The 23649-nt window shown below is 58.3% G+C and carries 29 protein-coding genes and 1 pseudogene; 22 read left to right on the top strand and 8 right to left on the bottom strand.

All coding sequences use genetic code 11. The annotated features are described in order from the left end of the window. Nucleotides 1-84 precede the first annotated feature (84 nt). The gene (gene rlmD / locus ABGT73_RS06730; protein ID WP_346669031.1) at nucleotides 85-1446 is read right to left on the bottom strand and encodes a 23S rRNA (uracil(1939)-C(5))-methyltransferase RlmD; all 1362 of its coding nucleotides are present in this window, start codon (nucleotides 1444-1446) and stop codon (nucleotides 85-87) included. Between the two features lie 9 nt (nucleotides 1447-1455). Beyond that, nucleotides 1456-2313 (bottom strand): AraC family transcriptional regulator, encoded by an 858-nt coding sequence (locus tag ABGT73_RS06725; protein WP_346669030.1) that lies wholly within the window; start codon nucleotides 2311-2313, stop codon nucleotides 1456-1458. A 256-nt stretch (nucleotides 2314-2569) separates the two neighbouring features. Between ABGT73_RS06725 and ABGT73_RS06720 the strand changes: the two genes are divergently transcribed. Beyond that, the gene (locus ABGT73_RS06720) at nucleotides 2570-3877 is read left to right on the top strand and encodes a galactokinase family protein (protein WP_346669029.1); all 1308 of its coding nucleotides are present in this window, start codon (nucleotides 2570-2572) and stop codon (nucleotides 3875-3877) included. Nucleotides 3878-3968: 91 nt separating this feature from the next. On the opposite strand, the gene ABGT73_RS06715 is transcribed toward ABGT73_RS06720, so the two are convergent. Beyond that, on the bottom strand, nucleotides 3969-4754 hold the full coding sequence (locus ABGT73_RS06715) for a type III pantothenate kinase (protein ID WP_346669028.1): 786 nt from the start codon (nucleotides 4752-4754) through the stop codon (nucleotides 3969-3971). Between the two features lie 148 nt (nucleotides 4755-4902). On the opposite strand from ABGT73_RS06715, the gene coaBC reads away from it, so the two are divergent. From coaBC to ABGT73_RS06675, 8 genes are all read left to right on the top strand, one after another. Beyond that, nucleotides 4903-6099, top strand: a complete 1197-nt coding sequence (coaBC, locus tag ABGT73_RS06710; RefSeq protein ID WP_346670317.1) for a bifunctional phosphopantothenoylcysteine decarboxylase/phosphopantothenate--cysteine ligase CoaBC — start codon at nucleotides 4903-4905, stop codon at nucleotides 6097-6099. Between the two features lie 68 nt (nucleotides 6100-6167). Next, nucleotides 6168-8015, top strand: coding sequence for an asparagine synthase (glutamine-hydrolyzing) (asnB, locus tag ABGT73_RS06705; protein WP_346669027.1), 1848 nt, complete (start codon nucleotides 6168-6170; stop codon nucleotides 8013-8015). Between the two features lie 196 nt (nucleotides 8016-8211). Beyond that, nucleotides 8212-9156 carry an ABC transporter ATP-binding protein gene (locus tag ABGT73_RS06700; RefSeq protein ID WP_346670316.1) on the top strand — a complete coding sequence of 315 codons (945 nt, stop codon included), beginning with the start codon at nucleotides 8212-8214 and terminating at the stop codon, nucleotides 9154-9156. Nucleotide 9157: 1 nt separating this feature from the next. Continuing rightward, entirely contained in the window at nucleotides 9158-10021 is an 864-nt protein-coding gene (locus tag ABGT73_RS06695; protein ID WP_346669026.1) for an ABC transporter permease, read from the top strand. 13 nt (nucleotides 10022-10034) lie between these two features. Continuing rightward, on the top strand, nucleotides 10035-11459 hold the full coding sequence (locus tag ABGT73_RS06690) for a Gldg family protein (RefSeq protein WP_346669025.1): 1425 nt from the start codon (nucleotides 10035-10037) through the stop codon (nucleotides 11457-11459). A 15-nt stretch (nucleotides 11460-11474) separates the two neighbouring features. Further along, on the top strand, nucleotides 11475-12494 hold the full coding sequence (locus tag ABGT73_RS06685; protein ID WP_346669024.1) for a DUF4340 domain-containing protein: 1020 nt from the start codon (nucleotides 11475-11477) through the stop codon (nucleotides 12492-12494). 105 nt (nucleotides 12495-12599) lie between these two features. Further along, nucleotides 12600-13838, top strand: a complete 1239-nt coding sequence (locus ABGT73_RS06680) for a glycoside hydrolase family 3 N-terminal domain-containing protein (RefSeq protein WP_346669023.1) — start codon at nucleotides 12600-12602, stop codon at nucleotides 13836-13838. 15 nt (nucleotides 13839-13853) lie between these two features. After that, entirely contained in the window at nucleotides 13854-14912 is a 1059-nt protein-coding gene (locus ABGT73_RS06675; protein ID WP_346669022.1) for a glycosyltransferase family 1 protein, read from the top strand. A gap of 41 nt (nucleotides 14913-14953) precedes the next feature. Here the strand turns inward: ABGT73_RS06675 and ABGT73_RS06670 are convergent, their stop codons facing one another. The 5 genes and pseudogenes from ABGT73_RS06670 to ABGT73_RS06650 all read right to left on the bottom strand — a co-directional run bounded on the left by ABGT73_RS06670 (nucleotide 14954) and on the right by ABGT73_RS06650 (nucleotide 18826). Further along, on the bottom strand, nucleotides 14954-15307 hold the full coding sequence (locus ABGT73_RS06670; RefSeq protein WP_346670315.1) for an ATP-binding protein: 354 nt from the start codon (nucleotides 15305-15307) through the stop codon (nucleotides 14954-14956). Continuing rightward, a pseudogene (locus ABGT73_RS06665) lies at nucleotides 15308-15817 on the bottom strand (ATP-binding protein); the annotation flags it as partial. A gap of 29 nt (nucleotides 15818-15846) precedes the next feature. Then, a complete protein-coding gene (locus tag ABGT73_RS06660; protein WP_346669021.1) occupies nucleotides 15847-17253 on the bottom strand; it encodes a recombinase family protein in 1407 nt (468 codons plus the stop codon). A 616-nt stretch (nucleotides 17254-17869) separates the two neighbouring features. Further along, complete coding sequence (locus ABGT73_RS06655; RefSeq protein WP_346669020.1) at nucleotides 17870-18373, bottom strand: helix-turn-helix transcriptional regulator; 504 nt, start codon at nucleotides 18371-18373, stop codon at nucleotides 17870-17872. Nucleotides 18374-18472: 99 nt separating this feature from the next. Beyond that, nucleotides 18473-18826, bottom strand: a complete 354-nt coding sequence (locus ABGT73_RS06650) for a hypothetical protein (protein WP_346669019.1) — start codon at nucleotides 18824-18826, stop codon at nucleotides 18473-18475. 239 nt (nucleotides 18827-19065) lie between these two features. On the opposite strand from ABGT73_RS06650, the gene ABGT73_RS06645 reads away from it, so the two are divergent. The 13 genes from ABGT73_RS06645 to ABGT73_RS06585 all read left to right on the top strand — a co-directional run bounded on the left by ABGT73_RS06645 (nucleotide 19066) and on the right by ABGT73_RS06585 (nucleotide 23264). After that, nucleotides 19066-19293: a hypothetical protein gene (locus ABGT73_RS06645; RefSeq protein WP_346669018.1), complete on the top strand. Its 228-nt coding sequence runs from the start codon at nucleotides 19066-19068 to the stop codon at nucleotides 19291-19293. Nucleotides 19294-19313: 20 nt separating this feature from the next. After that, on the top strand, nucleotides 19314-19496 hold the full coding sequence (locus ABGT73_RS06640; RefSeq protein ID WP_346669017.1) for a hypothetical protein: 183 nt from the start codon (nucleotides 19314-19316) through the stop codon (nucleotides 19494-19496). 112 nt (nucleotides 19497-19608) lie between these two features. Continuing rightward, nucleotides 19609-19803, top strand: a complete 195-nt coding sequence (locus tag ABGT73_RS06635) for a hypothetical protein (RefSeq protein ID WP_346669016.1) — start codon at nucleotides 19609-19611, stop codon at nucleotides 19801-19803. Nucleotides 19804-19851: 48 nt separating this feature from the next. Further along, the gene (locus tag ABGT73_RS06630; protein WP_346669015.1) at nucleotides 19852-20079 is read left to right on the top strand and encodes a hypothetical protein; all 228 of its coding nucleotides are present in this window, start codon (nucleotides 19852-19854) and stop codon (nucleotides 20077-20079) included. Between the two features lie 17 nt (nucleotides 20080-20096). After that, on the top strand, nucleotides 20097-20327 hold the full coding sequence (locus ABGT73_RS06625; RefSeq protein WP_346669014.1) for a hypothetical protein: 231 nt from the start codon (nucleotides 20097-20099) through the stop codon (nucleotides 20325-20327). A 113-nt stretch (nucleotides 20328-20440) separates the two neighbouring features. Beyond that, nucleotides 20441-20677, top strand: coding sequence for a hypothetical protein (locus ABGT73_RS06620; RefSeq protein WP_346669013.1), 237 nt, complete (start codon nucleotides 20441-20443; stop codon nucleotides 20675-20677). A gap of 10 nt (nucleotides 20678-20687) precedes the next feature. Next, nucleotides 20688-20870: a hypothetical protein gene (locus ABGT73_RS06615; protein WP_346669012.1), complete on the top strand. Its 183-nt coding sequence runs from the start codon at nucleotides 20688-20690 to the stop codon at nucleotides 20868-20870. 17 nt (nucleotides 20871-20887) lie between these two features. Then, the gene (locus ABGT73_RS06610) at nucleotides 20888-21010 is read left to right on the top strand and encodes a hypothetical protein (RefSeq protein ID WP_346669011.1); all 123 of its coding nucleotides are present in this window, start codon (nucleotides 20888-20890) and stop codon (nucleotides 21008-21010) included. 92 nt (nucleotides 21011-21102) lie between these two features. Beyond that, a complete protein-coding gene (locus tag ABGT73_RS06605; RefSeq protein WP_346669010.1) occupies nucleotides 21103-21477 on the top strand; it encodes a hypothetical protein in 375 nt (124 codons plus the stop codon). A gap of 572 nt (nucleotides 21478-22049) precedes the next feature. Then, the gene (locus tag ABGT73_RS06600; RefSeq protein WP_346669009.1) at nucleotides 22050-22199 is read left to right on the top strand and encodes a hypothetical protein; all 150 of its coding nucleotides are present in this window, start codon (nucleotides 22050-22052) and stop codon (nucleotides 22197-22199) included. Between the two features lie 20 nt (nucleotides 22200-22219). After that, a complete protein-coding gene (locus tag ABGT73_RS06595; protein ID WP_346669008.1) occupies nucleotides 22220-22651 on the top strand; it encodes a hypothetical protein in 432 nt (143 codons plus the stop codon). Continuing rightward, the gene (locus tag ABGT73_RS06590; RefSeq protein ID WP_346669007.1) at nucleotides 22648-23109 is read left to right on the top strand and encodes a hypothetical protein; all 462 of its coding nucleotides are present in this window, start codon (nucleotides 22648-22650) and stop codon (nucleotides 23107-23109) included. The genes ABGT73_RS06595 and ABGT73_RS06590 overlap by 4 nt, the downstream gene beginning before the upstream one ends. After that, complete coding sequence (locus tag ABGT73_RS06585) at nucleotides 23106-23264, top strand: hypothetical protein (protein WP_346669006.1); 159 nt, start codon at nucleotides 23106-23108, stop codon at nucleotides 23262-23264. Before ABGT73_RS06590 ends, ABGT73_RS06585 begins: the two co-directional genes overlap by 4 nt. Nucleotides 23265-23649: the final 385 nt, after the last annotated feature.

Genomic DNA, 23649 nt, shown 5'->3' with positions numbered 1-23649 from the left:
ATTGTTGGCAAATCGTGAACAGGAGCCAAAAAGAATTTGAACAATGCATACCGATGCGGAGTGCCGGAACATTGGAAGGGCCGGTTATACGCGGATCAGCTTGACGATGCATTCCACGTGGCGGGTGCGGGGGAACAGGTCCACAGGCTGCACTTCGGTGGCCTGATACCCATGTTCCGTCATCCAGCGTGTATCCCGGGCGGCGGTGGCGGCATTGCAGCTCACCATGACCAGCGTGCGGGGAGACATCTGTACAATCGCCTGCAGGGTGGCAAGGTCACAACCTTTACGGGGCGGATCCACGACAATAACGTCCGGATGTTGCCCCTCGGCCGCCAGCTGGGCTGCCGCAGCACCGGCATCCTGGCAGCGGAAATCCGCTTTCTCGGAGGGCAGACCCAGACGGGCCGCCGTGGCTTTGGCGCCCTCCACCGCCTGGGGCACGATCTCCACGCCCAACAGCCTGCGGCAGTCCGGCAGCATGGAAAGCCCGATGGTACCCATGCCGCAGTACAGGTCCAGCAGAAAATCTTCCGGCTGAAGGGCGGCATAGCTGCGGGCCCGCGCATACAGAATTTCCGCTGCGGCTGTATTGACCTGGTAAAACTCATGCACACCCATACGCAGCGCCACACCGGCCAGGGTGTCCTCAATCACGCCGGGGCCCAAAACCGTGCGGGTACGGGACCCCAGGATCACATTGGTGCGAACCGTATTCTCGTTGATCAGCACAGTGGTCAGATCAAATTCCCGCTGCAGGGTTTCGCATAAGGCGCGTTCGTCGGGCAGTGCGCGGCCGTTCAGCACGAAGCACACCAGACGCTGCCCGCTGTGCCAGCCCTGGCGCAGAAAGAGATGCCGCACCAGGCCGGTGTGGCTTTCCTCCTCGTAAGCGGTGGCGCCGGCCTCCTCAAGGAGGGCACAGGCCCGTGCGGCCAGCTGGTTCATCCACGCGGGTTGGAGTTTGCAGTCGGGGCAGGCAATGATGCGGTGGCTGCGGCCGGCAAAAAAGCCGGTGGTCAGGTGCCCGTTTTCATCGGTCCCCACCGGCAGCTGTACCTTGTTGCGGTAGCGGTCGGCCTGGGGGGCCCCCAGAACCGGCAGAACCGGCAGTTCCAGTTTGCCCAGGCGGGAAAAGGCGTCCTGCACAAAACGGGTCTTGGCACGGCATTCCGCTTCATAGGAAATATGCCGCAGCCCGCAGCCGCCGCAGGGGCCGGCCACAGGACAGTCCGGCTCGATCCGGTCGGGACCGGGTACCAGCAATTCTTCCAACCGGCCGAAGGCATAGCTTTTCATCGGCTTGACGATCCGCACCCTGGCGGTATCGCCCGGAGCCGTGCCCGGAATAAAGACTGCCTGTCCGTCGCTGTGGGCTACGCCGTTGCCGTCACTGGAAAGGGACTCGATTTCCAGGGTCAGAATCTGATTTTTGGTAAATGCCATGAATACTCCTTATTTGTCGGGCAGCTTGCCCGGGTCTTTTTCCAGGGTGGCAAGATATTTGCTGGGGGGCACACCCTTGACCTTTTTGAATACACGGGAAAAATAGAACTGGTCAAAGAATCCCACCGAGATGGCAATCTCCGCAATGGAGAGATTGGAATTTTTCAGCAGGCTGCTGGCCTCGCTGATGCGGTAGTTGGTCAGATAGTCGATGGGGCTTTGGCCCACATTGGCCATGAAGACGCGGTATAGATGGCTCCGGCTGACGCCCACCGCCTTGGCGATGTCGTCCACCGAGATATCATGGGAATAGTTGAACTGGATGTACTTGATGGCGGAAAGTACATACTGGCTGCTGGAAGAACCCACGTTGGGCATGGCATCCCGGGCTTCCTTCATCAGATGGGCCATGAAGATATACAGATACCCGGTCATCAGCGCCTCGCACTGGGGTTCCGGCCCGCGGGAGAGATAGATGTTATACAGCGCTTCCCGGGCCGCCTGGGGATCCTTGCAGTGGTGGACAGGATGCAGGTCGCTGAAAGGCATCTGCTGTACCAGCTTGTTGGCACAGGCGCCGTTGAAACCGACCCAGTAATACTCCCAGGGATCGGTTTCATCCGCCACGTAGGTGATCAGCTGATTGGGCTTTGCCAGAAATAAATCCCCCTCCTGCAGGGTGTGGGAGGCGCCTCCCACCTGATAAACTCCTTTACCGGCCACCACCAGATGGATCAGGTAGTGGTCGCGCACGCCGGGGCCCCAGGTGTGGCCGGGAACACAGTATTCATGCCCGCAGTTGAAGATGGACAATTCGACATTATCGGTATAGCTCTGCTTGTAGGACTGCTTGCTCAGATTGGTCATGATTTCCACCTCATTCGCCGCCGCCCGGAAGCGGCAACACGATCATCGTTGTTATTATAGCAAACCATTCATCAAAAGTCCATAAAACAGCAGTAAAAAAATGTTTACTTCCCGGCAGAATTTGTTATACTGGGTACAAGAATCGTGCAAACAGCGAGGCATTTGGCTGTTTGACCAAAAGAACGTGGCTCTTTTTGTGCATGTCGACTATATGCCCGCGGGAAGGGTCTTGGTAACAGGAAAGGCGAGTGGAACTATGGCAAATACCATTGAATTGAAGCAGCAGATTGCGCAGGGCCTGTACGACGGTGCCTTCGCCAAGCTGTATGGCGCGGACGAGAAAATTGTTGCAGCCCAGCGGGAGCGCTATACCCAGCTGATCGACCGTTTTGCCGCAGAGTTCGGCGCTGACCGCACGGTGCGTCTGTACTCGGCCCCCGGCCGTACCGAAATTGGCGGCAACCATACCGACCATAACAATGGCGTGGTGCTGGCGGGTTCGGTGAACCTGGACATTGTGGCGGTGGTTTCCCCCAATAATGAGAATATTGTCCGGGTGAAATCCCATGGCTTTGAGAAGATCGATGATGTGGATTTGAGCATCCGCACGCCGCAGCCGCGGGAGGCAGAGCATTCCGCGGCGCTGATCCGCGGTGTAGCGGTGGGCATTCTCAACGATGGCGGCAAGGTTGGCGGGTTTGATGCTTATACCACCAGCAATGTGCTGCGGGGATCCGGCCTGTCCAGTTCGGCGGCCTTTGAGGTCTGCATCGGTGCGATCTTCCGGGGCGAGTACAATAATAATGACCTGGAGAAGTTCAGCCAGGTCCGCATTGCGCAGATCGGCCAGTATGCCGAGAATGTTTTCTTCGGCAAGCCCTGCGGCCTGATGGACCAGACGGCCTGTGCCGTGGGCGGTGTCATCACCATCGATTTCAAGGATCCGGCCCATCCGGTGGTGGGCCAGACCGAGATTGACCTTGCCAAGCATGGCTTTGTCATGTGCATCAGCGACACCAAGGGCAGCCACGCGGACCTGACCGATGACTATGCCGCCATCCGCCGTGAGATGGAGAGTGTTGCCGCCCAGTTCGGCAAGAAGGTGCTGCGGGAAGTGCCGGAAGAGGAATTCTATGCGGCCATTCCCAAGCTGCGCAAGGCGGTGGGGGACCGTGCAGTGGTGCGTTCCATCCATTTCTACAACGATTGCCGCCGTGCATCGGAACTGTGCGAGGCTGTCCAGAAGGACGATATGGACCGGTTCCTGCAGCTCATCATCGAGGGCGGCCATTCCAGCTTTGAGTTCAACCAGAACGCCTACAGCATCAAGAATCCCAAGGAGCAGGGCGTGCCGCTGGCACTGGCACTGAGCCAGAAAGTCCTCAACGGCCGGGGAGCCTGGCGCCTGCAGGGCGGCGGATTCGCCGGAACCATCCAGGCATTCGTGCCCAACGACCTGGTGGATGCCTACCGTGCCACCATCAATGCCTGCTTCGGGGAAGGCAGCTGCCATGTGCTGAACATCCGCAACTATGGCGCCGTGCCCGTCACGCCGGAACTGTAAGGGCAAGAAGGATTCCTTCGCTTCCGCCGGATTTCATAAATACATAAATAAAAAGGAGACAGCCGGATTTTCCGGCTGTCTCCTTTGCATTTCAGGTCAGCTGTTCGCGATTGCGTTCCCACAGCAGAGCCAATCCTTTGAACAGAAGGTCGGCGTCGTAGATGATTTCACGGCGGCAGCAGGGCGTGATGTAGGGCGCCAGTCCGCCGGTGGCCACCACTGTAAGAGGTGCGCCCAACTGGGCTTCCACACGCTGCGCCAGTCCGTCCAGCATGGCGGCGGTGCCGAACATGGCTCCGTTGTTCAGGGCCTCCACGGTGTTGCGGCCAATCAGGTCGCTGGGCGGCTCGGGGGCGATGGGAGGCAGCTGGGCTGTACCCGCGCTGATGGCACGCAGGCTGGTCTGTACGCCCGGCACAATGAAACCGCCCAGGAATTCCCGCTTGGCCGAAAGCACGTTGTAGGTGGTGGCAGTGCCCAGATCCACCGTCATGCAGGGAAGCGGATACAGCGCTGCGGCGGCCGCTGCGTCGGCAATGCGGTCGCGGCCCACCCGTCCGGGCTCATCCACCCGGAAGGTCAGCCCGGTGTCCAGTTCACAGCTGACGATCAGGGCGTTCTTACCGGTCAGACGGTGGCAGGCATCCGCCAGCGGTGTCGTCAGGCTGGGCACCACGCTGCAGACGATGACGCCCTCGCAGGCGGAACGCTCCACCCCCATCCGGGTGAGCAAAAACTTCAGTTCGGCGGCGTATTCATCGGCGGTGCAGCGGGGCCGGGTGACCATACGGGTGGTGAAGAGCACCTGGCGGTGCGCTTCTCCCGCAAGACCCCCGATGCAGATGTTGGAATTTCCGATATCGACCGCCAGTACCATATCCAAAGGCTCCATTCCTATAAAACTGGTATCATTATAGCAGTTTACAGGAATTTTGCAATCCGAAACGGGGAAAGACTGCAATTTACAAACCCACCGGGAATTGCTATAATAAGCCTAACCAAACAGGGAAAGGTCTGTGAATCCTATGCTGCTCAAAGGAAAGACGATCGTCATCGGGGTCACCGGGGGCATCGCCGCATACAAAATGCCCAATGTGGCCCATGCGCTGGTCAAGATGGGGGCGGATGTGCATGTGCTGATGACGAAGCACGCCACCGAGTTCATCGCACCGCTGGTATTTGAAACGCTGACCAACCGGCGCTGCATTGTGGATACCTTCGACCGCAATTTCCAGTATGATGTGGCCCATGTGTCCCTGGCCAACGCAGCGGACCTTATGCTCATTGCGCCGGCCACCGCCAATGTGATTGCCAAGATGGCCCACGGGCTGGCCGATGATATGCTCACCACCGTGACGCTGGCTGCCACCTGTCCCAAACTGGTGGCTCCGGCCATGAATACCCACATGCTGGAAAATCCCATCACCCAGGACAATCTGAAAACGCTGGAACACTACGGCTTTACGGTCATTCCCTCCGGCTCCGGGCTGCTGGCCTGCGGCGATGTGGGCTCGGGGCGGCTGCCAGAGGAAGGCGTTCTGGTGGACTATGTGCTGCGGGAACTGGCCTGTGAGAAGGACCTGCGCGGCAAAAAGATCGTGGTTTCTGCCGGCGCCACCCAGGAACCGATGGACCCGGTGCGGTATATCACCAACCATTCCACCGGCAAGATGGGCTATGCAGTGGCCCGGGCCTGCATGCTGCGCGGGGCGGACGTGACCCTGCTGGCTTCCACGGGCTGCACGCTTCCGCCGGTGCCCTTTGTGAAGGTGGTACCCTACACAACAGCGGCGGACCTGTTTGCCGCCGTGCAGCAGCATGCCATGGATGCCGATGCGCTGGTCATGGCAGCGGCGGTGGCGGACTATCGTCCGACCACTGTGGCACAGGACAAGGTGAAAAAGAAAGACGGTGAGATGACGCTGGCCCTGGAACGCACCCAGGATATCCTGGCCTGGGTGGGCGAGCACAAGCCGGAAAAGCTCTTTGTCTGCGGATTCTCCATGGAAACGCGGGATCTCATCGAAAACTCCACGGCCAAACTGCGAAAAAAGCATATGGATATGATTGTGGCCAACAATCTGAAGGTGCCGGGCGCCGGGTTCGGGGTGGACACCAATGTGGTAACCCTGATCACCGGGCAGGGCACCGAGGCATTGCCGCTGCAAAGCAAGGACGCGGTGGCACAGCGCATTGCCGACGCGATTGCAGCCAGCCGCTGAAGTCTGGTTCTATAATGACCCTTTTCTGCATATTCCTGATAGGAACGATGGCAGAAGGGGGTCTTTTTATGTGTGGAATAGCGGGACAAATCGGGCGTGACCCGCGTGCCATTCAGGGACAGTATGCGGCCTATTGCGCCATGCAGCGCACGATGGCGCGGCGCGGACCGGATCAGCGGGGAATGTACATCAGCGGACGGGCCGCCCTCATCCATGCGCGGCTGGCGGTGGTGGACCTGGAAAACGGCTGCCAGCCCATGCAGTTGGACTGGCAGGGGGAGAGTTATACCCTTGTCTATAACGGGGAGCTGTACAATACAACGGAACTGCGCAGCCTTCTGGAAAACAGGGGCCACACCTTTATCGGACATTCCGACACGGAGGTCCTGCTGCATGCCTATGCCGAGTGGGGCGCCTCCTGCGTGGATCGTTTCAACGGAATTTTTGCCTTTGCGGTATGGGAGGCCCACGCGGGCAAGCTGTTTCTGGCGCGGGACCGGTGCGGCGTCAAGCCGCTGTTTTATGCCAAGACCCGGGACAGCCTGATCTTCGGCAGTGAGATCAAGACGGTGCTGGCGCACCCGGCGGTGCCGCCGCGCATCGATGCCGGCGGATTGGCAGAGATATTGCTGCTGGGGCCCGGGCGGATACCGGGCAGCGGTGTGTTCCAGAATGTGCGGGAACTGCTGCCGGGCCAGTACGGCATTTATGAGGCAGACAGTGGCCGGCTTCTGTTGCATCGCTACTGGCAGCTGGTGGACCACGAGCATCCCGATGATTTCACGACCACCGCCCATAAGGTACGGGACCTGCTGATGGATGCCATCGAACGGCAGCTGGTGTCCGACGTGCCGGTGGCCACTTTTTTGTCGGGCGGGTTGGATTCCAGCCTGATTTCCGCGGTGGCGGATGCCCAGTTTACGGCACAGGGCAAAACCCTGAAAACCTTCTCGGTGGGCTATAAGGACAACAAGCGGTACTTCCATCAGACCAAGTTCCAGCCGGGGCCGGATGCGCCTTTTATCCGGATGATGAATGATTTCCTCCATGCCGAGCATCACTGGATCACGCTGGACACCCCGGAACTGGTGCCGGCACTGTATCAGGCGGTGGAAGCCCGGGACCTGCCGGGCATGGCGGATGTGGATGCCTCGCTGCTGGCCTTCTGCCGGTATATCAAGCCCCACGCCACGGTGGCCCTTTCCGGAGAATGCGCCGATGAGATCTTCGGGGGATACCCGTGGTACCGGGATCCCACCGTGCGGGAGAAATACGGATTTCCCTGGGCGCAGTCCACGACCTACCGCGCCAGCTTCATCAAACCCGGCGTGCTGGACGGCATTGACCCGGAGGCATTCGTGGATGCCCAGTACCAGAAGACGCTGGCCGAAACCTCGGTGCGGCCGGGGCTTTCCCCGCTGGAACAGCGGATGCGCCAGATGATGAGCCTGAACTTCCACTGGTTCATGCAGACGCTATTGGACCGCAAGGACCGCATGAGTATGTACAACGGCCTCGAGGTGCGCGTGCCTTTCTGTGATTACCGCATTGCGGAATACCTCTATTCGGTGCCGTGGGAATTCAAGGATTACCAGGGCAAGGAAAAGGGGCTGCTGCGGGAGGCCATGACCGGCGTTCTGCCGCCGGAAGTGCTCTGGCGCAAGAAGAGCCCCTATCCTAAAACCTGGAATCCCGGATATCTCTCGGCGGTATCGGCGGAACTCACCAAGGTGCTGGAAGACCCGGCGGCGCCGCTGCTGCGGATCATCCGGGCGGACGCACTGGAAAAACTGCTGGCTTCGGGGGCCGACAATCCGGTGCCGTGGTATGGACAGCTGATGACTACACCGCAGACCATCGCCTGGTTTTTGCAGCTCAACTACTGGCTGGAAACCTACAGGGTGGAACTGGTATGAACAAAGCCCGGAGTTTTGCTCCGGGCTTTGCCTGTCCCGCCGGGAGAGGAGGGGCCTTAACAAAAAATCGGTTCCACTCTGTAAACGGACTGTCTCACAATTTTCACAATTTGGAGCTATAATCAACTCTATATGCACGGCAGTCAGGGGCTGCCTGCATGGATTCCCACAAAAGGAGGACAACACTTTGATCGAAGTGACTCATCTGACAAAGCGTTACGGAAAGCATACCGCCGTGGATGATATCAGCTTCACCGTGGAGGACGGCTGCATCTATGGATTGCTGGGCCCCAACGGTGCGGGCAAATCCACGACGATGAATATTCTCACAGGCTATCTGTCCGCTTCGGACGGCACGGTGAAAATTGACGGTCATGATATTGTGGAGGACGCGGCTGCGGCCAAGGCCTGCATCGGGTATCTGCCGGAGCAGCCGCCCCTGTATCAGGACATGACGGTGACCGAGTATCTGCTCTTTGTGGCGGAACTGAAGGGCGTCCGCAAGAAGGCGGAGCGGCGCGCCAGCGTGGAAAAAGTCTGCGCCCGGACCGGGCTGCAGGGGATGGAGGCGCGGCTGATCCGCAATCTGTCCAAAGGATACCGCCAGCGGGTTGGCATTGCCGCGGCGCTGCTGGGCTCACCGAAGATCATCATTCTGGATGAGCCCACGGTGGGCTTGGACCCTGCCCAGATGATCGAGATCCGTTCGCTGATCCATGATCTGGGCAAAACCCACACGGTGATCCTGTCCAGCCATATCTTGAGCGAAGTGCAGACGGTCTGTGACCGGGTGCTGATCATTGCCCAGGGCAAACTGATCGCCCAGGGCACGCCGGAGGAACTGGCCGGCAAGCTGGCGGCAAAAGGCAGCATTTCGGCCACGGCCCAGGGCAGCCGGGAAGCAGTGCTGGCAGCGGCCGCCACCGTCCCGGGATTGAGCAATCTTCGGGTTACTGCAGAAAAGGGCGGGGAAGTCAGCTTTACGGCAGTCAGCGAGGCGGGAACCGATCTGCGCGGGGCCCTGTCGCTGGCGCTGGCCAGGGCCAACTGCCCGGTGCTGAACCTGAGCGCCGAGAGCATGAGCCTGGAGGACGTGTTCCTGCAGCTGACGGAACATCCCGAAGAAAAGGAGGAAGCGTAATATGGCGGCAATCTTCAAGCGGGAGACCCGGGCCTATTTTACCGGCATGATCGGCTATGTGACGGCCGCGGTCAGCCTGTTTTTCCTCGGGTTGTATTTTACCAACCGCAACCTGATGTATGCGTCCTCGGATTTTGCGTCGGTATTGTATACCACCACCATGATCCTCCTGTTCCTGCTGCCGGCCATCAGCATGCGCAGCTTTGCCGAGGAACGGCGCAACAAAACCGACCAGCTCCTGCTGACAAGCCCGGTCAGTATCCCTGCCATCGTGCTGGGCAAATTCCTCGCAGAGTTTGCGGTATTCGCGGCGCCCATGGTGGTGGCGATTTTTATGCCGCTGATCCTGCTGGCATTCGGGAATGTCTCTCTGGTATCTGCATACAGCGCGCTGCTGGCCTACCTTTTGCTGGGGGCGGCCTGCCTGTCCATCGGCACCTGGATTTCCGCCCTGACGGAAAACCAGATCATTGCCTATCTGGCCACGTTTGGCGCCCTCATTGTGACCTATCTGATGAACGGTATCCAGACCATGTTCACCAGCGGCAACCTGCTGGCGTTGATCGTGTTTCTCGTGATGCTGCTGATCGCCTCCATCCTGGTGGGGGTACTCTGCAAAAGCCTGACGACGGGCTGTGCGGTCTTCTGCACGGGTGGTGTGGTACTGGCGGTACTGTTTGTGGTGCGGCCCACCTGGCTGCTTTCCGCCTTTGACAGTGTGCTCTCCGCGCTGGCGCTGTTTGAGCCTTTCAACGACGTTGTGGGCGGCATGTTCAGCATTCCGGCGATTGTCTACTATCTGTCGGTCATCGCGCTGTTCCTGTTCCTGACGGGACAGGCGCTCGAGCGCCGCCGCTGGAACTGAGGAGGTGCCGCAGATGAATTGGAAAATCCATTGGAAGAACCTGCACGGCAGCAAAAAAACATTCCGCAACGGTTTGTATGCATCGGTGCTGGCGGTGGTGCTGCTGGCGGCGCTGATCCTGCTCAATCTGGTGGTGCGGGCGCTGCCCAGCAAGTACACCCAGTACGATATATCCACCAGTTCGCTGTTTACCCTCAGCGAGACAAGTACCAACCTGCTCCATGAACTGCAGACCGATGTGACAGCCTATTACCTTGCCATTTCGGGGCAGGAGGACAGCAACATTACCCGGCTGCTGGACCGCTACGCCGACGAAAGCAGCCATTTTACCTGGGAGCAGCGGGACCCGGTGCTCTATCCCACCTTTGCGGAAACGTACGACGGGGCGTCCACCGGCTGTGTGGTGCTCACCACGGCGGACAACTATGATGTGGTCAGCTACAACGACATGTACCCCATGGACATGGACGCCTACTACAATTACGGCACCTACCAATACACGTTTGACGCGGAAAACTGCCTGACCGCAGGCATTGCCAAGGTGATCCGCACCACCAGTTACAAGATGTACCAGCTGACCGGGCACGGGGAAACCTCGCTGGAAAGCGACTTTACCGATACGTTGGGCAATGCCGGCGTGGCGGTGGAAGAGCTCAATCTGACCACGGCCGGTTCCATCCCGGCGGATGCCGACGAACTGGTGATCAATGCCCCGCTGGCCGATGTGACCGAGGCGGAGGCAGCCATGCTGACCTCCTATGTGCAGGGCGGCGGCAAGCTGCTGGTGGTCACCGACTTTACCATCAATACGCCGCAGCTGGATACCGTGATGGCGGCCTGCGGCATGACCCGCCAGGCAGGCCTGCTGGTGGAGAGCAATGCGGACAACTATCCCTACGGGTATCCGCAGACCTATCTGATGCCCAACATCAACAGCTGTGAGATGCTGGCCGGCATGACGAGCGGTATGCGGGTGTATATGCCCATCGCCCAGGGCATTGTGCAGAGCGAGGACAGCGAATATGTGCTGACCACGCTGCTTTCCACCAGTGATGCAGCCTATTCGCTGCTGGACTATGCCAATGCCGAGACGGTGGAAAAATCCGACGACGACCCGGAGGGCAGTTTCGCCGTGGCGGTGGCAGCGGAAAATTCCTCCACCGGCGCGCGTGTGGTCTGGATCAACTGCCCCAATGCACTGCTCTCCGCCACGAACCAGAGCGTTTCGGGCGGCAATGCCCAGATGCTGGGCAGTCTGGCCAACTGGTTCAACGGGGAACAGACTACGGCGGTGATCAGCAGCAAGAGCCTGAGCGCCGAAAGCCTGACTGTGCCCAACGGGGCCATGATCGGACTGGGGCTGGTGTTTATCTTTGTGCTGCCCCTTGTCAGCCTGATTGCAGGCGTCGTGATCTGCCTGATCCGTCGCCGCCGATAAAAAGGAGAACAGCCTGTGAATCGGAAAAAAATGATGCCGCTGCTGCTGTTGGCGGCGGGGGTGGTGGTACTGGCTGTACTGCTGGTATTGCTGCAATGGTCCCAGAGCAGGGAACAGCAGGCAGAGATCCCGCTGTGTGATTTTTCTGTGGATGCCATCGATCAGGTTTCCTACCGCGATGACAGCGTGGAAGAAACGCTGATCCGGCAGGGCGACGGGGACTGGGTATTGCAGGATGATCCCACTCTGCCGCTGGACCAGGAGGTGACCGGGTCCCTGATCGAAAAGTTCGCCACTCTCACCGCAACGCGTCAGCTTCAGCCGGAGGAACTGGCCGAGATCCCGGCGCGCAGCGATACACCGCTGATGGAGTTTTCCATCACCAGCGGGGAAAATACACGCACCCTCACGGTGGATCTGGCCAACGATGTGGCGGATATCTATTACGTCTATGATGAAAACGATACGGTATATACCGTGACGCAGACCAATCTGGCAGGGCTCTGCAAGGATCCTAAGGATCTCTATAAAGCGCAGACGCTGACCGACAAGACGATAGACGATGTGGCTGCCATGCAGGTGGGCGATCTCGGCTTTACCCAGACGGACGGAACCTGGACGCTGACCGATGATCCCGACTACGACCTCGATCAGGATGCCGTGAAGAAAATGGCCAACACGGTCTGTGGTGTGAAGACGGACTGGACCATCACTGCGCCCCAGGCGGACAGTGCCTATGGCCTGGACACGCCGGACGTGACGGTGACTGCGACCTTTACGGATGGCTCCGAACTGACCGTCCGGTTCGGAAATCTGGCGGACGCTGATACGACGCTGTGCTATCTTGCCTCCAGCGGCGCGCCGGACCTGGTGTATGAAGCCAGCGCCGACTACAAGAATGCCTTTGCTGTGACGCGGGAAAGCTTGCAGGCTACCGAAGCCACCGCCGAATCGGCGGCGGAAGAGGATACCATTGTGGCGGAACATCCGGTGGGCGGTAAGGACGACTACGCGGACGCCGACCAGGAAGAATAAAACCAGAGCCTTCGTGCCGGGCAGGCGCGAAGGCTTTGTCTGTTCTGCCATGCTTGCCCTGATGGGATTGCCCATGGTATAATATCAACCAAAGGGGGCGGCAGGATGCGCAGGAGAAAGCGGCGACTGGGTGCAGTATTGTTCGCAGTTCTATGGTCGTTGTGTGCCTGCAAGGCGGAATCGGCACCGTCCTCCGCCGCGCCGTCACCCCAGCCAGTGACTTCAGAAGCCACGGAGAAAACGCCTGCCGATGAACCGCTGCTTTCCCGGATGACATTGCGCCAGAAGGTGGGGCAGCTTTTTATGGTGCGCCCGGACGCGCTGGATTTCAGCCTGCCGCAGGCGGAAATAGACGATGACAAGGCGGAAGGCGTACAGTCGCTGACGGAGGAAATGCGCCATACGCTGGAAGAATACCCGGTGGGAGGCATCTGTCAGTTCGGCAAGAATATCCGGGATCCGCAGCAGATCACGGATTTCAATGCCGCCTTGCAGCAGGCCAGTGAAATTCCGTTGCTGATTTCTGTGGATGAGGAGGGCGGCCGGGTGGCACGTCTTGCCAACCAGCCGGTGTTTGATCTTCCACAATATGAAAGTGCGCTGTCGGTGGGAAACACCGGCAATGATGCAGCGGCGCTGGAAATGGGGCAGACCATCGGCGCCTATCTGAAATTATATGGTTTCAACATGGATTTTGCCCCGGTGGCGGATGTCTGGACCAATCCGGACAATACGGTGATCGGTGCGCGGGCGTTCTCAAAGGAACCCGAGGCGGCTGCCAATATGGCCTGGGCCATGGCACGGGGATTGCAGTCGGAAGGTATTCTGCCCACCTTCAAGCATTTCCCGGGACATGGCGATACGGCACAGGACAGCCACAGCGGTCTGGCAACTACGGAAAAGACCCGCACGGAGATGATGCGGTGTGAATTCCTGCCGTTCCTCCCGGCGGAGGGACAGACAACCGAAGCACCCCGTGCCATCATGGTGGGACATATTGCGGCCCCGGCAATGGGCACAGGCGATACGCCGGCTTCGCTTTCCAAAACCATGGTCACGGATCTTCTCCGGGGTGAATTGCTGGCAGGGGAGGATGCACTGCTTGTCACCGATTCCCTTGCCATGGGTGCCATCACGGAACAGTATGAACCAGGGGAGGCGGCCGTGCAGGCATTCCTCGCGGGCAATGACCTGCTTCTGATGCCGGCCGGACTGGAGGAAGCGTTTGATGCGGTACTCGGGGCGGTGCAGAACGGCACCATCCCGGAGGAGCGCCTGGAGGAGAGCGTGGCGCGGATTCTGCGTTTTAAAGAACACTATGCGGGGCTGAACGCTGCCGCTTGACAGGTAGGAGAAGATATGGAACAAGTGGTATGGGCTGTGGACGGCTCTTTCTTCGGACAGCGTATTTCAGGCATTCAGCGCTATTCCATCGAGTTGCTTTCGGCGCTGGATGCCATCGTGCCGGCCGGCATGGTGGAGGTGGTCACGCCGCCCGATGTGCGTGCCCCGGTGTATGAAAACATCAAAACCGTCACATTCGGCACCCGGAAAGGTCTCGCATGGCAGCAGCGGGATTACCCCGCATATCTGCGGCAGCGCGGCGCGAAAGGTCTGGCCACCTGCAACGTGATCCCCGTGTTTGGATTCCGGGGCATTGCGGTGGTGCATGACGTATGCTACCGGGCGCGGCCGGATTTCTATACCGACCTGCGGGGCAGACTCAGCGCTGCCTGGCACCGGTTCCAGTACCGGCGCATTGCGGCCGCGGCGGAGCATATCATTACCGTGTCGGAATTCTCCAAAAGTGAGATCGTCCGCTATTATGGTGTGCAGCCGGAGCGGATCTCGGTGGTTTACAACGCCTGGCAGCAGATGCAGCGCATCGCCCCCGACGAAGGAATCTTCGCGAAATCGCCCCGCCTGCGCCGCGGCGAATACTACTTCAGCATGGCAAATCTGCTCAAGAATAAAAACTTCCCCTGGGTGCTGCGGGCAGCCCGCAACAAACCCGATGCGGTGTTTGCCATCGCGGGCGGCGGCAGCCTGGAGGCGGAAGCCAAACGTCTGGAGCTGGCAAACCTGCCCAATGTGGTGTACCTCGGGTATGTCTCGGACGGGGAGGCCAAGGCGCTGATGCACCACTGCAAGGCCTTCCTGTTCCCCACGTTGTATGAGGGATTCGGCATTCCGCCGCTGGAGGCTGTGGCCTGCGGTGCGCCGCGTATCTATGTCAGCGACACACCGTGCATGCGGGAAATCTACGGCGATTGCGCCGGATATATTGATCTGAAAACCAACCGCGGCTACGTGGACGATGTCGCACCTCCCAGGCAGGATGCCGCCCAGCTGCTGGCCCGGTACAGCTGGCGCAAAAGCGCCCGGGCTCTGTTGGATATCCTGCAGCAGCAATCATAAAATACAGCCCCGCAAGCCACAGGCCTGCGGGGCTGTACTGTTCAGAAATTGAATTTGCGGTCAAGGCTGCGATACTGCAGCGCTTCGGAAAGGTGAGCGGTGTCCAGTACCTCGCTGCCATCCAGGTCGGCAGCCGTACGGGCTACCCGGAGAATGCGGTCGTAGGCCCGGGCGCTGTACCCCAGCCGCTCAAAGGCACCGCGCAGAATCGTTTCTGCCGCGGGGGTCATGGGGCAATACCGGCGCAGTGCGCTTCCGGGCAGCTGGGCGTTGCAGCGTACACCGGGCAGGTCCCAGTAGCGCTCCTGCTGCAAAGTGCGGGATGCGATCACCCGGGCACGCACCGCCGCGCTGGATTCGCCGCCCTGCCGGGCAGCCAGTTCATCGTATTCCACAGGCAGTGCCTCCACATGGAGATCGATGCGGTCCAGCAACGGGCCGGAAATCCGACGGCGGTACTGGGCAATGGCGCTGGGGGTACAGGTGCATTCCCGGGTGGGATGGCCCAGATATCCGCACTTGCAGGGGTTCATGGCAGCCACCAGCATGAACTGGCAGGGGTAGGATGCCGTGCCGTGCACACGGCTGACGGTGACTTTGCCGTCTTCCAGCGGCTGACGCAGCACCTCCAGTGTATCCCGGGAAAATTCCGGCAGCTCGTCCAGGAACAGAACCCCGTTGTGGGCCAGGCTGACTTCACCGGGACGGGGGTAGGTGCCGCCGCCTACGATGGCGGTGGAGCTGACGCTGTGGTGGGGACTGCGGAAGGGGCGTTCCCGGATCAGTCCGTCCCCGCCGCGCAGAAGGCCGGCCACCGAGTAGATGGCGCTGGTCTCCAGGGATTCCTCGTAGGTGAGCGGCGGTAGAATGCCGGGCAGCCGTTTTGCCAGCATACTCTTGCCCGTCCCCGGCGGGGCGGTGTGTTAATAGTATGTTACGGTAAAAAAACAACGTCGAGGTCAAACTGGCCGTACCCGGCGCACTTTACCACAATGTGATCTATAACGGAGGCCCACAGCGTGTGCCGTTCGGAAGGGGACAGGGTACTGTAGATGCTGCGGAAGTCACCGGCGAGAAGCTGCCGCAGCGGCTCCAGATCGCGCGCGGCTGTCGCTGAAAGCTGCGCTTCCTGGGCGGCCTCCTGCTGGGAGATCAGAGCCTGGTATTTTTCATCGTACGACGCCCGGCTGATCATGCCGTCCACATAGAGGTCCTGCAGCCTGGACAGCTTGCGCTGGATCGCGCCAACGTCAACAGACGCCCGCCGCCGCTTTTCCTCCTGGACATCGAACCGGGCCAGGTAGGCGTCGAGCTGCGGCTGGATGTGATCCAGCAGCCAATCCTCCAGGCGAGGCTCCCAGGGGGTAGACTTCCACGTGCAGCGGTGGTCGGTCCAGTGCTGGCTGCAACGGTAGCGGAGATACACGCGATTAAATTTATAATCTTTTTGAGGGTAGGCTTTGAGGGTGCAACCGCACACGGGGCAACGAAGCAGCCCGGTAAAAACATACTGGTGAACGCTTTGCCTTGTGTGACCGGCGGACTGCCTTGCCAGAATTTCCTGGACCCGGCGGAACTGTTCCGGGGATATGATGGGCTGACAGTATGACCTGTTGCCGCGATATTCCCCACAGTATAGACTGTTATGCAGCATATTACGGATTGTATTATAGGGAAGATCGACGCCGAAACGATCCCGCAGCCAAAAGCGGGTATCCCGCGTGCTGGTGGTGCTTTCGTAGTGGTCAAACATACCGCGCACCACGTCGGCCTTGTCCTCTATGACCTGGACGCGGTGATCCTTTGTTTCAAGCCCGAAAGGAAGAGAGCGGGTGCCATAGATCGCGCCGCCGTTTTTGACACGTTCGGAAAATACAAACTTGATACGGTCCGCCGTTCTGTCGCTTTCGTCCTGGGCAACAGAAAGGCGGATATTTAGATTTAGGCGTCCGTTTGTGGTGCTGGTGTCGTAGTCCTCCAGGATCGCTTTCCAGCCGCACCCGGCGGCGTCGAGAATATCCTGCACGCGGTAATATTCCCGGACACTGCGGAACCAGCGGTCCAGCTTGATGAAAAGGACATAGTCAACGCCGCCGGATTTCACAACGTCCAGAACACGCAGCAAGCCAGGGCGGCGGCGCATTTCCTTGCGGGCGCTCACGCCGTCGTCGCTGTATTCTGCAACGATCTGGCACTGGAAGGTGTCGCAAAATTCGTGCAGCGCCTCACGCTGCGCACCGAGGCTGTAGCCATGCCGCGCCTGTTCATCCGTGGAAACGCGAATATACAGGACGACGCGGGCGCGGAACCAGGCATAATTTTGTGGGTTTCCGTATAACATAAAAACACCCCGCGAAAATGTACAAAGGTACTATGCCGCGCGGCGTTTTTGTGCTATACTCTCTGCTGTGGGGCGTGGAGTGCAGCGTAAGCCGCGCGGCGCGTTCTTTTGGCCGTTCACCTGTTGGCGCAGGGGGGCGGCTATTATTTTTTGAAAGAGGGTCTGCTGTGCGCATATATGTGTGGGAGGCCAGGCAAAAGCGGGGGCTGACGCTCCAGCAGCTGGAGAAGTTGACGGGGATCAGCCGCAGCACAATAAACAGGATCGAGAACGGGCAAACTGTACCGCGCCTGGATCAGCTGGAAAAAATCGCGGAAGCTACCCACACAAGGATGTGCAAACTATTTGACAGCCCATTAAAATAAAAATAGCACCTAAAAAGAGAAAAACAAGAAAATGATAGAATATTTCTCAAAAAAGAGAAATAAAAGATAAAAACATTGCGCAAGGAAAAAATGGGGCGTATAGTCGAATAAAGGAGGCGACGTCCCATGAACGGGGAAGAATACCGGCGGGCCATTAAGGCGCTGCTGAAAAACGCAGATGCGGACATACTACGGCGGGTGTACAATTTTGTGCAGAGGATAACATTGCACAAATAGAAAAGGCGGCGGCCTTATTGGTCGCCGCCTTTTTCTTTGCCGTCACGCTCACCGAGGCCGAGCGCGTAGCCATACATGAAGGCGGCGTTTTCAGCTCCCAGGCCGTCCTCCAGACGCTGACGGGCCATAGCGTCCATGCGCTGCTCCATGATTTCGGCAGGAACGGCACCGGCCAGGAACGTGTCGATCAAGTCCCGCAGCTTTCGCCAGTCGTCCTCACTGAATTGCGCGAAGCCTCTAAAGATAGATTTCGCCAGTTCATTGTCGCCTTGCATGATGCTGTCAACGATGCCGCCCAGGGCGTCGTCGGCGGATGCGAACATCTCACCCTGGCCGGTTGTAAGCCAGACATAGTCAAGGCCGAACTCCTTACAAAGCGAAAGGGCCATGCGATCAGTGAGTGGACGATCCCCGCTTTCAATTCTGGAAATCGCAACGCCGGTAACGCCAACGCGCCTGCCGACTTCCTCCTGACTCAGTTTCAGAGTTTTACGAAACTGCCGAAGCGTAGATTCCATACGTAGTTATCACCTCCTACCAAAATATTACCATAAAATATTAACCTAGTCAAGTTTAGAGCACAAAAAAGGCGGGCCAATACAGCCCGCCTTTTCTATTTACAGTTGAGGTGCAAGCGTGACAACGGGATCGGAGCCGCTTTCCAGCTCCTCCACCATAGCGACATCGTAAAAGCCGGAGCACTCGGACGTAGAGTAGAACCAGACGGTGTGCAGGTAGTAGCCGTCGTCGGCGGTAACGTCGTGGAAAACGGAAAGAAGCTCATCTTCGGAAAGGTCGGTGCCAGCACAAACGCGGTAGGCCATGCACTTTTGACTGTCGCGGACGTATTCGGTACTTTCGCCGGTGGTGTAGGACGGAACAGAAACAGAGGTGGAGGAAGCGGAGCCGGAAGAGCCGCAGGCGCTGAACATAAACAGGGGGACGAAGAGCAGGGGCAAAAGTTTTTTCATTGACATTACACTCCATTCTCCCGCAAAGCGGGGCGTGATCATAAGTAACACTGATGTAATTTTACTACGTAAAAAAGAAAGTTGCAATACTGCATATAAAAATTAACTACGTTTTGTGCATTGTGGCGAAAATATAACCTAGTCAAGAAAAACCGTTGACAAAGCAAACTTAGGTAAGTATAATATTAACTAAGGTAAGAAACAGAAGCCCCAAGCGACGGGGAGAAAGCGAGAATGAAATGAAAAAGTTTGAAGCCGGAAAAACCTATTCCATGCGCAGCATCTGCAATCACGATTGCGTTTGGTCCTATACGGTGATCGCGCGCACGGCCTGCACCATCACGGTGCAGAACGACAGCGGGGGAAAAGAAAAATTTCGGATCAGCAAGAAAACAAGCGAATACCTCAAAGCTGAAAGCGTCTACCCGCTGGGCAACTATTCAATGTGCCCGATCCTGACGGCTTAAAGAAAGGAAGGCAGATCGAAATGGAAAGGATCACAAGAGCGGAGTTTGACAGAATCGGGGCCGATTTCAAAGGAATCTGGCACGACTACTGGAGAGACCACCCGGAATGGAAAGGACGCCGGGTGGCGTTCCTACCGGGACACGGAACGACGCTTTTTATTGAGGGCGTGAGTTTCGAGATCGTGGACGACAAAAGAAAATAAACACCCCGGCGGGCCGGACGCCCGCCGCCTGTCTGGAGCTGATCCGCTCCACCGATGATGGCCCAGGGAGGGCCGAAACAGGCCCCGAGCGACGGGGAGAAAGGAAAGAAAAATGACCGTTTTTCAAGAATTGACAAAAGGAATGAAGTTCAGCGAACCGGTGGCAGACATAAAAAAGAACATGGTGAAAGTCTTTGAAAAGAATTTCAAATGCCCGCCCTGGAATGATGTGTACGAGGAAGGGTGCGCGGGGTTCGCCAGCTGCGAAAGTCGCTGGATGGGGTACATCAACAGCGAGGCAAAATAAAGGCTGCAAAATCGAGAGCCGGACGCGATCCCGGAGAAAGGAAACAGTATGAACATCAAAACACTGGAATTTATCCACGGACTTCTGAAAGAAAAGGCGGAGACAGCAAAGAAGGAGTACAAGCACGCCCGGGAAATCCTGGACAAGCTGGAAGAACGGGAAAACAAGGACTGGGGAATGATCGACGCGCAGAAAGAGCAGAAGGAAAGAAAGTGGCAGGAGCGCACGGCGGCAGAGAACGCCCTGGAAGATTTTGAAAACCACGAATGGCAATAAGCGAGAAGGAGCGAACAATGAAAAAAGCGGTTTTTACTTATGACGTTGTGGAGATCGAAAACGGCGAGAAGATCACCGGCGAGACCTGCACAGAGATCAAACTTTCAGATTTTGCAGCGGACAACCTGGAAAAGTACGGGGAACGCGGCGTTGCCTATAGAGAAGTAGAGAAGGCGCTTGCAACGCTGGAGGACCTCATGGGAAGAGATTACATCCAGGGAAGCATAAAGAGCCACGAATACAAATAAGCAGCCCCGGCGGGCCGGACGCCCGCCGCCTGTCTGGAGCTGATCCGCTCCACCGATGATGGCCCAGGGAGGGCCGAAACAGGCCGGACGCGATCCGGGGAAAGGACAGAAAAATGAAATTCTACTATGACGGGGAACTGATCAGAACATCAAAAACCCACAACTACACACACGCAGTGGTGGCCCCGGCGAGGCCCGAAGCAAAAAACAGGTGGGTGACATACGGGTGCCGCACGGGGTTGCAGGGCGCACAGGCGCTGCTGAACGACACAAAAAGAAGAGTGGGGGAATATAACCAGGAAGCCGCAAAGGCGCTGCGGATCGTAGAGCTGGAGGCAAGGGAGAAATAAGGAGCAGAGAATGACGAAAGAGAAAGCGGACCGGGAGCCGCCCGAACGGGGGACGGATGCAAGGGTTATATACGACCTGGAAAGCAACGCCTACTGGGCACGCCGGGCCGGAAACGCGGAAGAAGAGGCGGCATGGGAAAAGGCTGCTGAATATGCCAGGCAGGCAAAGCGATACGGAGAACAGGGAATATAAGCAGAAAGGAAAGCACGATGAAAGAGAAAATGAAGCTGATCAAAGAAAGCACGCAGGGGTTTGAAGCGCTGCCGCCGGATGCCCGCCAGTTTGTGCTGGGCTACATGGTAGCACGCCAGAACAAGCAGGAAAAGAAATAAGCAGCCCCGGCGGGCCGGATGCCCGCCGCCTGTCTGGAGCTGATCCGCTCCACCGATGATGGCCAGGGAAGGCCGAAACAGGAGGACGACCGATGGGTAAATATGATGCAATCATAGCGGAAGCGCGGGAGGCGCTGCTGAACGATCCAGGGCAGAAAAAGATCGACATTTTGCTGGCCGACGCAAAGCGGCGGGAGATCGCACACACACCGACGGATGCGGGGAGCCTGGCGCGGTTGGAGGAGCGGCTTGTGGACCTGTCGAACGAAAGGTGTCTGAAAAGCGCCAGAAAGCGGGCGCTGGTACGGTGCGCGGCGGTCACGCTGCATAAATTGCGGCACGAGAGGTTGACGGACGACGACCTGGCGGAAATCTGCAACAGGTGCGCGAAGCCGGAACAGGCAAGGGACCAGGAAGAACTGGACAAAATCTGCGAGACTTGCCCGCTTAGAAAGGTAACGGTGTGAAGTATGCCGCGCCGGGACAGGTACATGGACGGGAGCCAGACTGCCCGCGAGAGCGTACCGCAACAGATGGATATACCGGGGTTTGGCGGGCGCTACTATGTGCGGATCGACGGAACCGTATGGAGGCGGTGGAAGTCAAGGAACAGCAAGCTGAACGGAACCAGGAACCGCAGGAACTGGGACTATAAGCTGACAAGGCCGGACGGAAAAACGGTGTGCAAGACGGCCTCCGCGATAATGCACGAAACGTATTTTTCGCACTTGCCGGAAGGAACACCGCTGAAACATAGGGACGGCCAGACAAGCAACTGGGCCTACTGGAATTTACAGCCGGTCACAAAAAGAGAGCTGGGACGAGAAACACACGGAAGCCTGGACGCCCGGCGGATTCTAAAAGTTGATCCGCAAACGGGGGACACGGTGGCAATTTTCACAAGCTCACGGGAGGCGGGCCGGGCGGCCTATTGCAGTCACCAGACAATCCTGGACGCGTGCAACAGGAAAAACAAAAAGCGGCCCGGAATCGCGCCGGACGGATTTAGATATTCATGGGAGGCGGAAGAGAAAGAGGCATGAAAAACGCACTGGAAAGGCTGCTGCGGATTGTTTTGGTGCTGACAGTAGACGCCGCGTTTTGGCTGCTGCTGTACTGGGCACTGAAAGCGGCGCAAAGTTTGGCAATGGCGGCGCTGATTGCGGCGCTGCGGCTGCTTTACGCATAAAAACAAGGAGGCTATGGCAAATGACAAAGGAGCAAAAGCAGAAAATTCTGGAGCTTATGAAGCAGGCGGCAGCCTGTGAGGCAAACGGGATTGATCCGAAGATACAGGACGGAACGGCGTGGGCACTGTGCCGCGCGGGACTGTTTCCTATGGTGACAGACGGCGTGCGATTTTGGGAAAGCCCGCGCATGATCCAGGAGTTTGACCTGTTTGCCGGTGGCGTTGTAACGTGCCGGTACTACCTGCGGAATATCCAAACCGTGCAGCAGGCGCTGATCCTGGCGCACGACAACATGGAGCCGGTCATGGGCGAGCAGCTGCCGGAACATTTCCCAATCTACGAAACGGTGATTTTTGATCACACGCTGAAGGACAGCAAGGGAAGAACCTGGCGGGAAGTGATCCCGGGAGACTGGAGAGAAAAAAGCGAAAAGGAGGGCATACAGGAATGAACGGGATCATTAAAACGCTGTGCGGAAAGGTACGCGGGGACAACACGAAAGCGGCGGAATTCGGCGTGATTTTTTACCACATCACGCACGGGGCAAGAAACGAAAGGATCATGCCGGGATATATGCTGGAGGATGGCGTGGAGCTTGCGGACTGGCTGACGGTAAGCGTAGACGGGAAGAAGCTGTACCTGGCAATAGACGACTACCTGGACATGATCAGAGGGGAGAGGAAGTGCTGCCGAGCCTACACGGCAAAAGAGGAGACGCCGGAACACTTCACCCTGGGGAATGTAGTGGCGTGGGGAAAGCCGGACGAAAACAAGGTGCAGCTCATGGAGCTTTTTACATTGCATACGGGGAAAACGCCCCTGGAGCTGCCGGACGGGGCAGCCCCGTGTGTAACGGAGGCTGGAAACCTGGCGGGGTGGTATGACAGAAACGAAAGGAGAAACGAATGAGTAAAAACGAGATCATGATCGAAACTGTGAAGGGGTTTGCAAGGTTGCCGAAAGACGCCCGCCAGTTTGTGCTGGGGTACATGGTGGCGATGGAAAACAGGCCCACGAGGGAAAGCAGAAAGCCGGTAGAGCCGGAAGAGAAAAGAACGGCATAAGGAGGGCCGGAAACAATGAACGCACTGAACGTGGAGAGGCTGTACGAGACGCTGGCGCGGATCATAGGAGAGAAAGAACAATGCCGCATTGTCGTGACTGTAGAGGCCGCCAGGGCCGTGCACAGCGCATGAGGCGCGCAGCATGGGGCGCGCTGCGGGACGATAAGGCGTGGTTAAGGAGGTGGGAAGGAAAGCGGCGCAGAGCGTTTGGCGGCGGACCGATAGACCACACGAAGGACCCGGCGGCACCGTGGGGACACCCGGCCCGATACGGCTACCTGGTGCCGTTGAGCGGGAAGGCGCTGGAGGCGTACAAGGAGTGGAAGAAAAGAATGAACACGGCGGTGCCCTCTGACAAGGAAAGATGGGCGTTTGAGGACTGGTA

Origin of the sequence: uncultured Subdoligranulum sp. (assembly GCF_963931595.1) — a bacterium.
In the GTDB taxonomy this organism is placed as follows: Bacteria; Bacillota; Clostridia; order Oscillospirales; family Ruminococcaceae; genus Gemmiger.
Note: the sequence above shows the minus strand (reverse complement) of the source record. Positions and strands in the feature narration are given on the sequence as shown.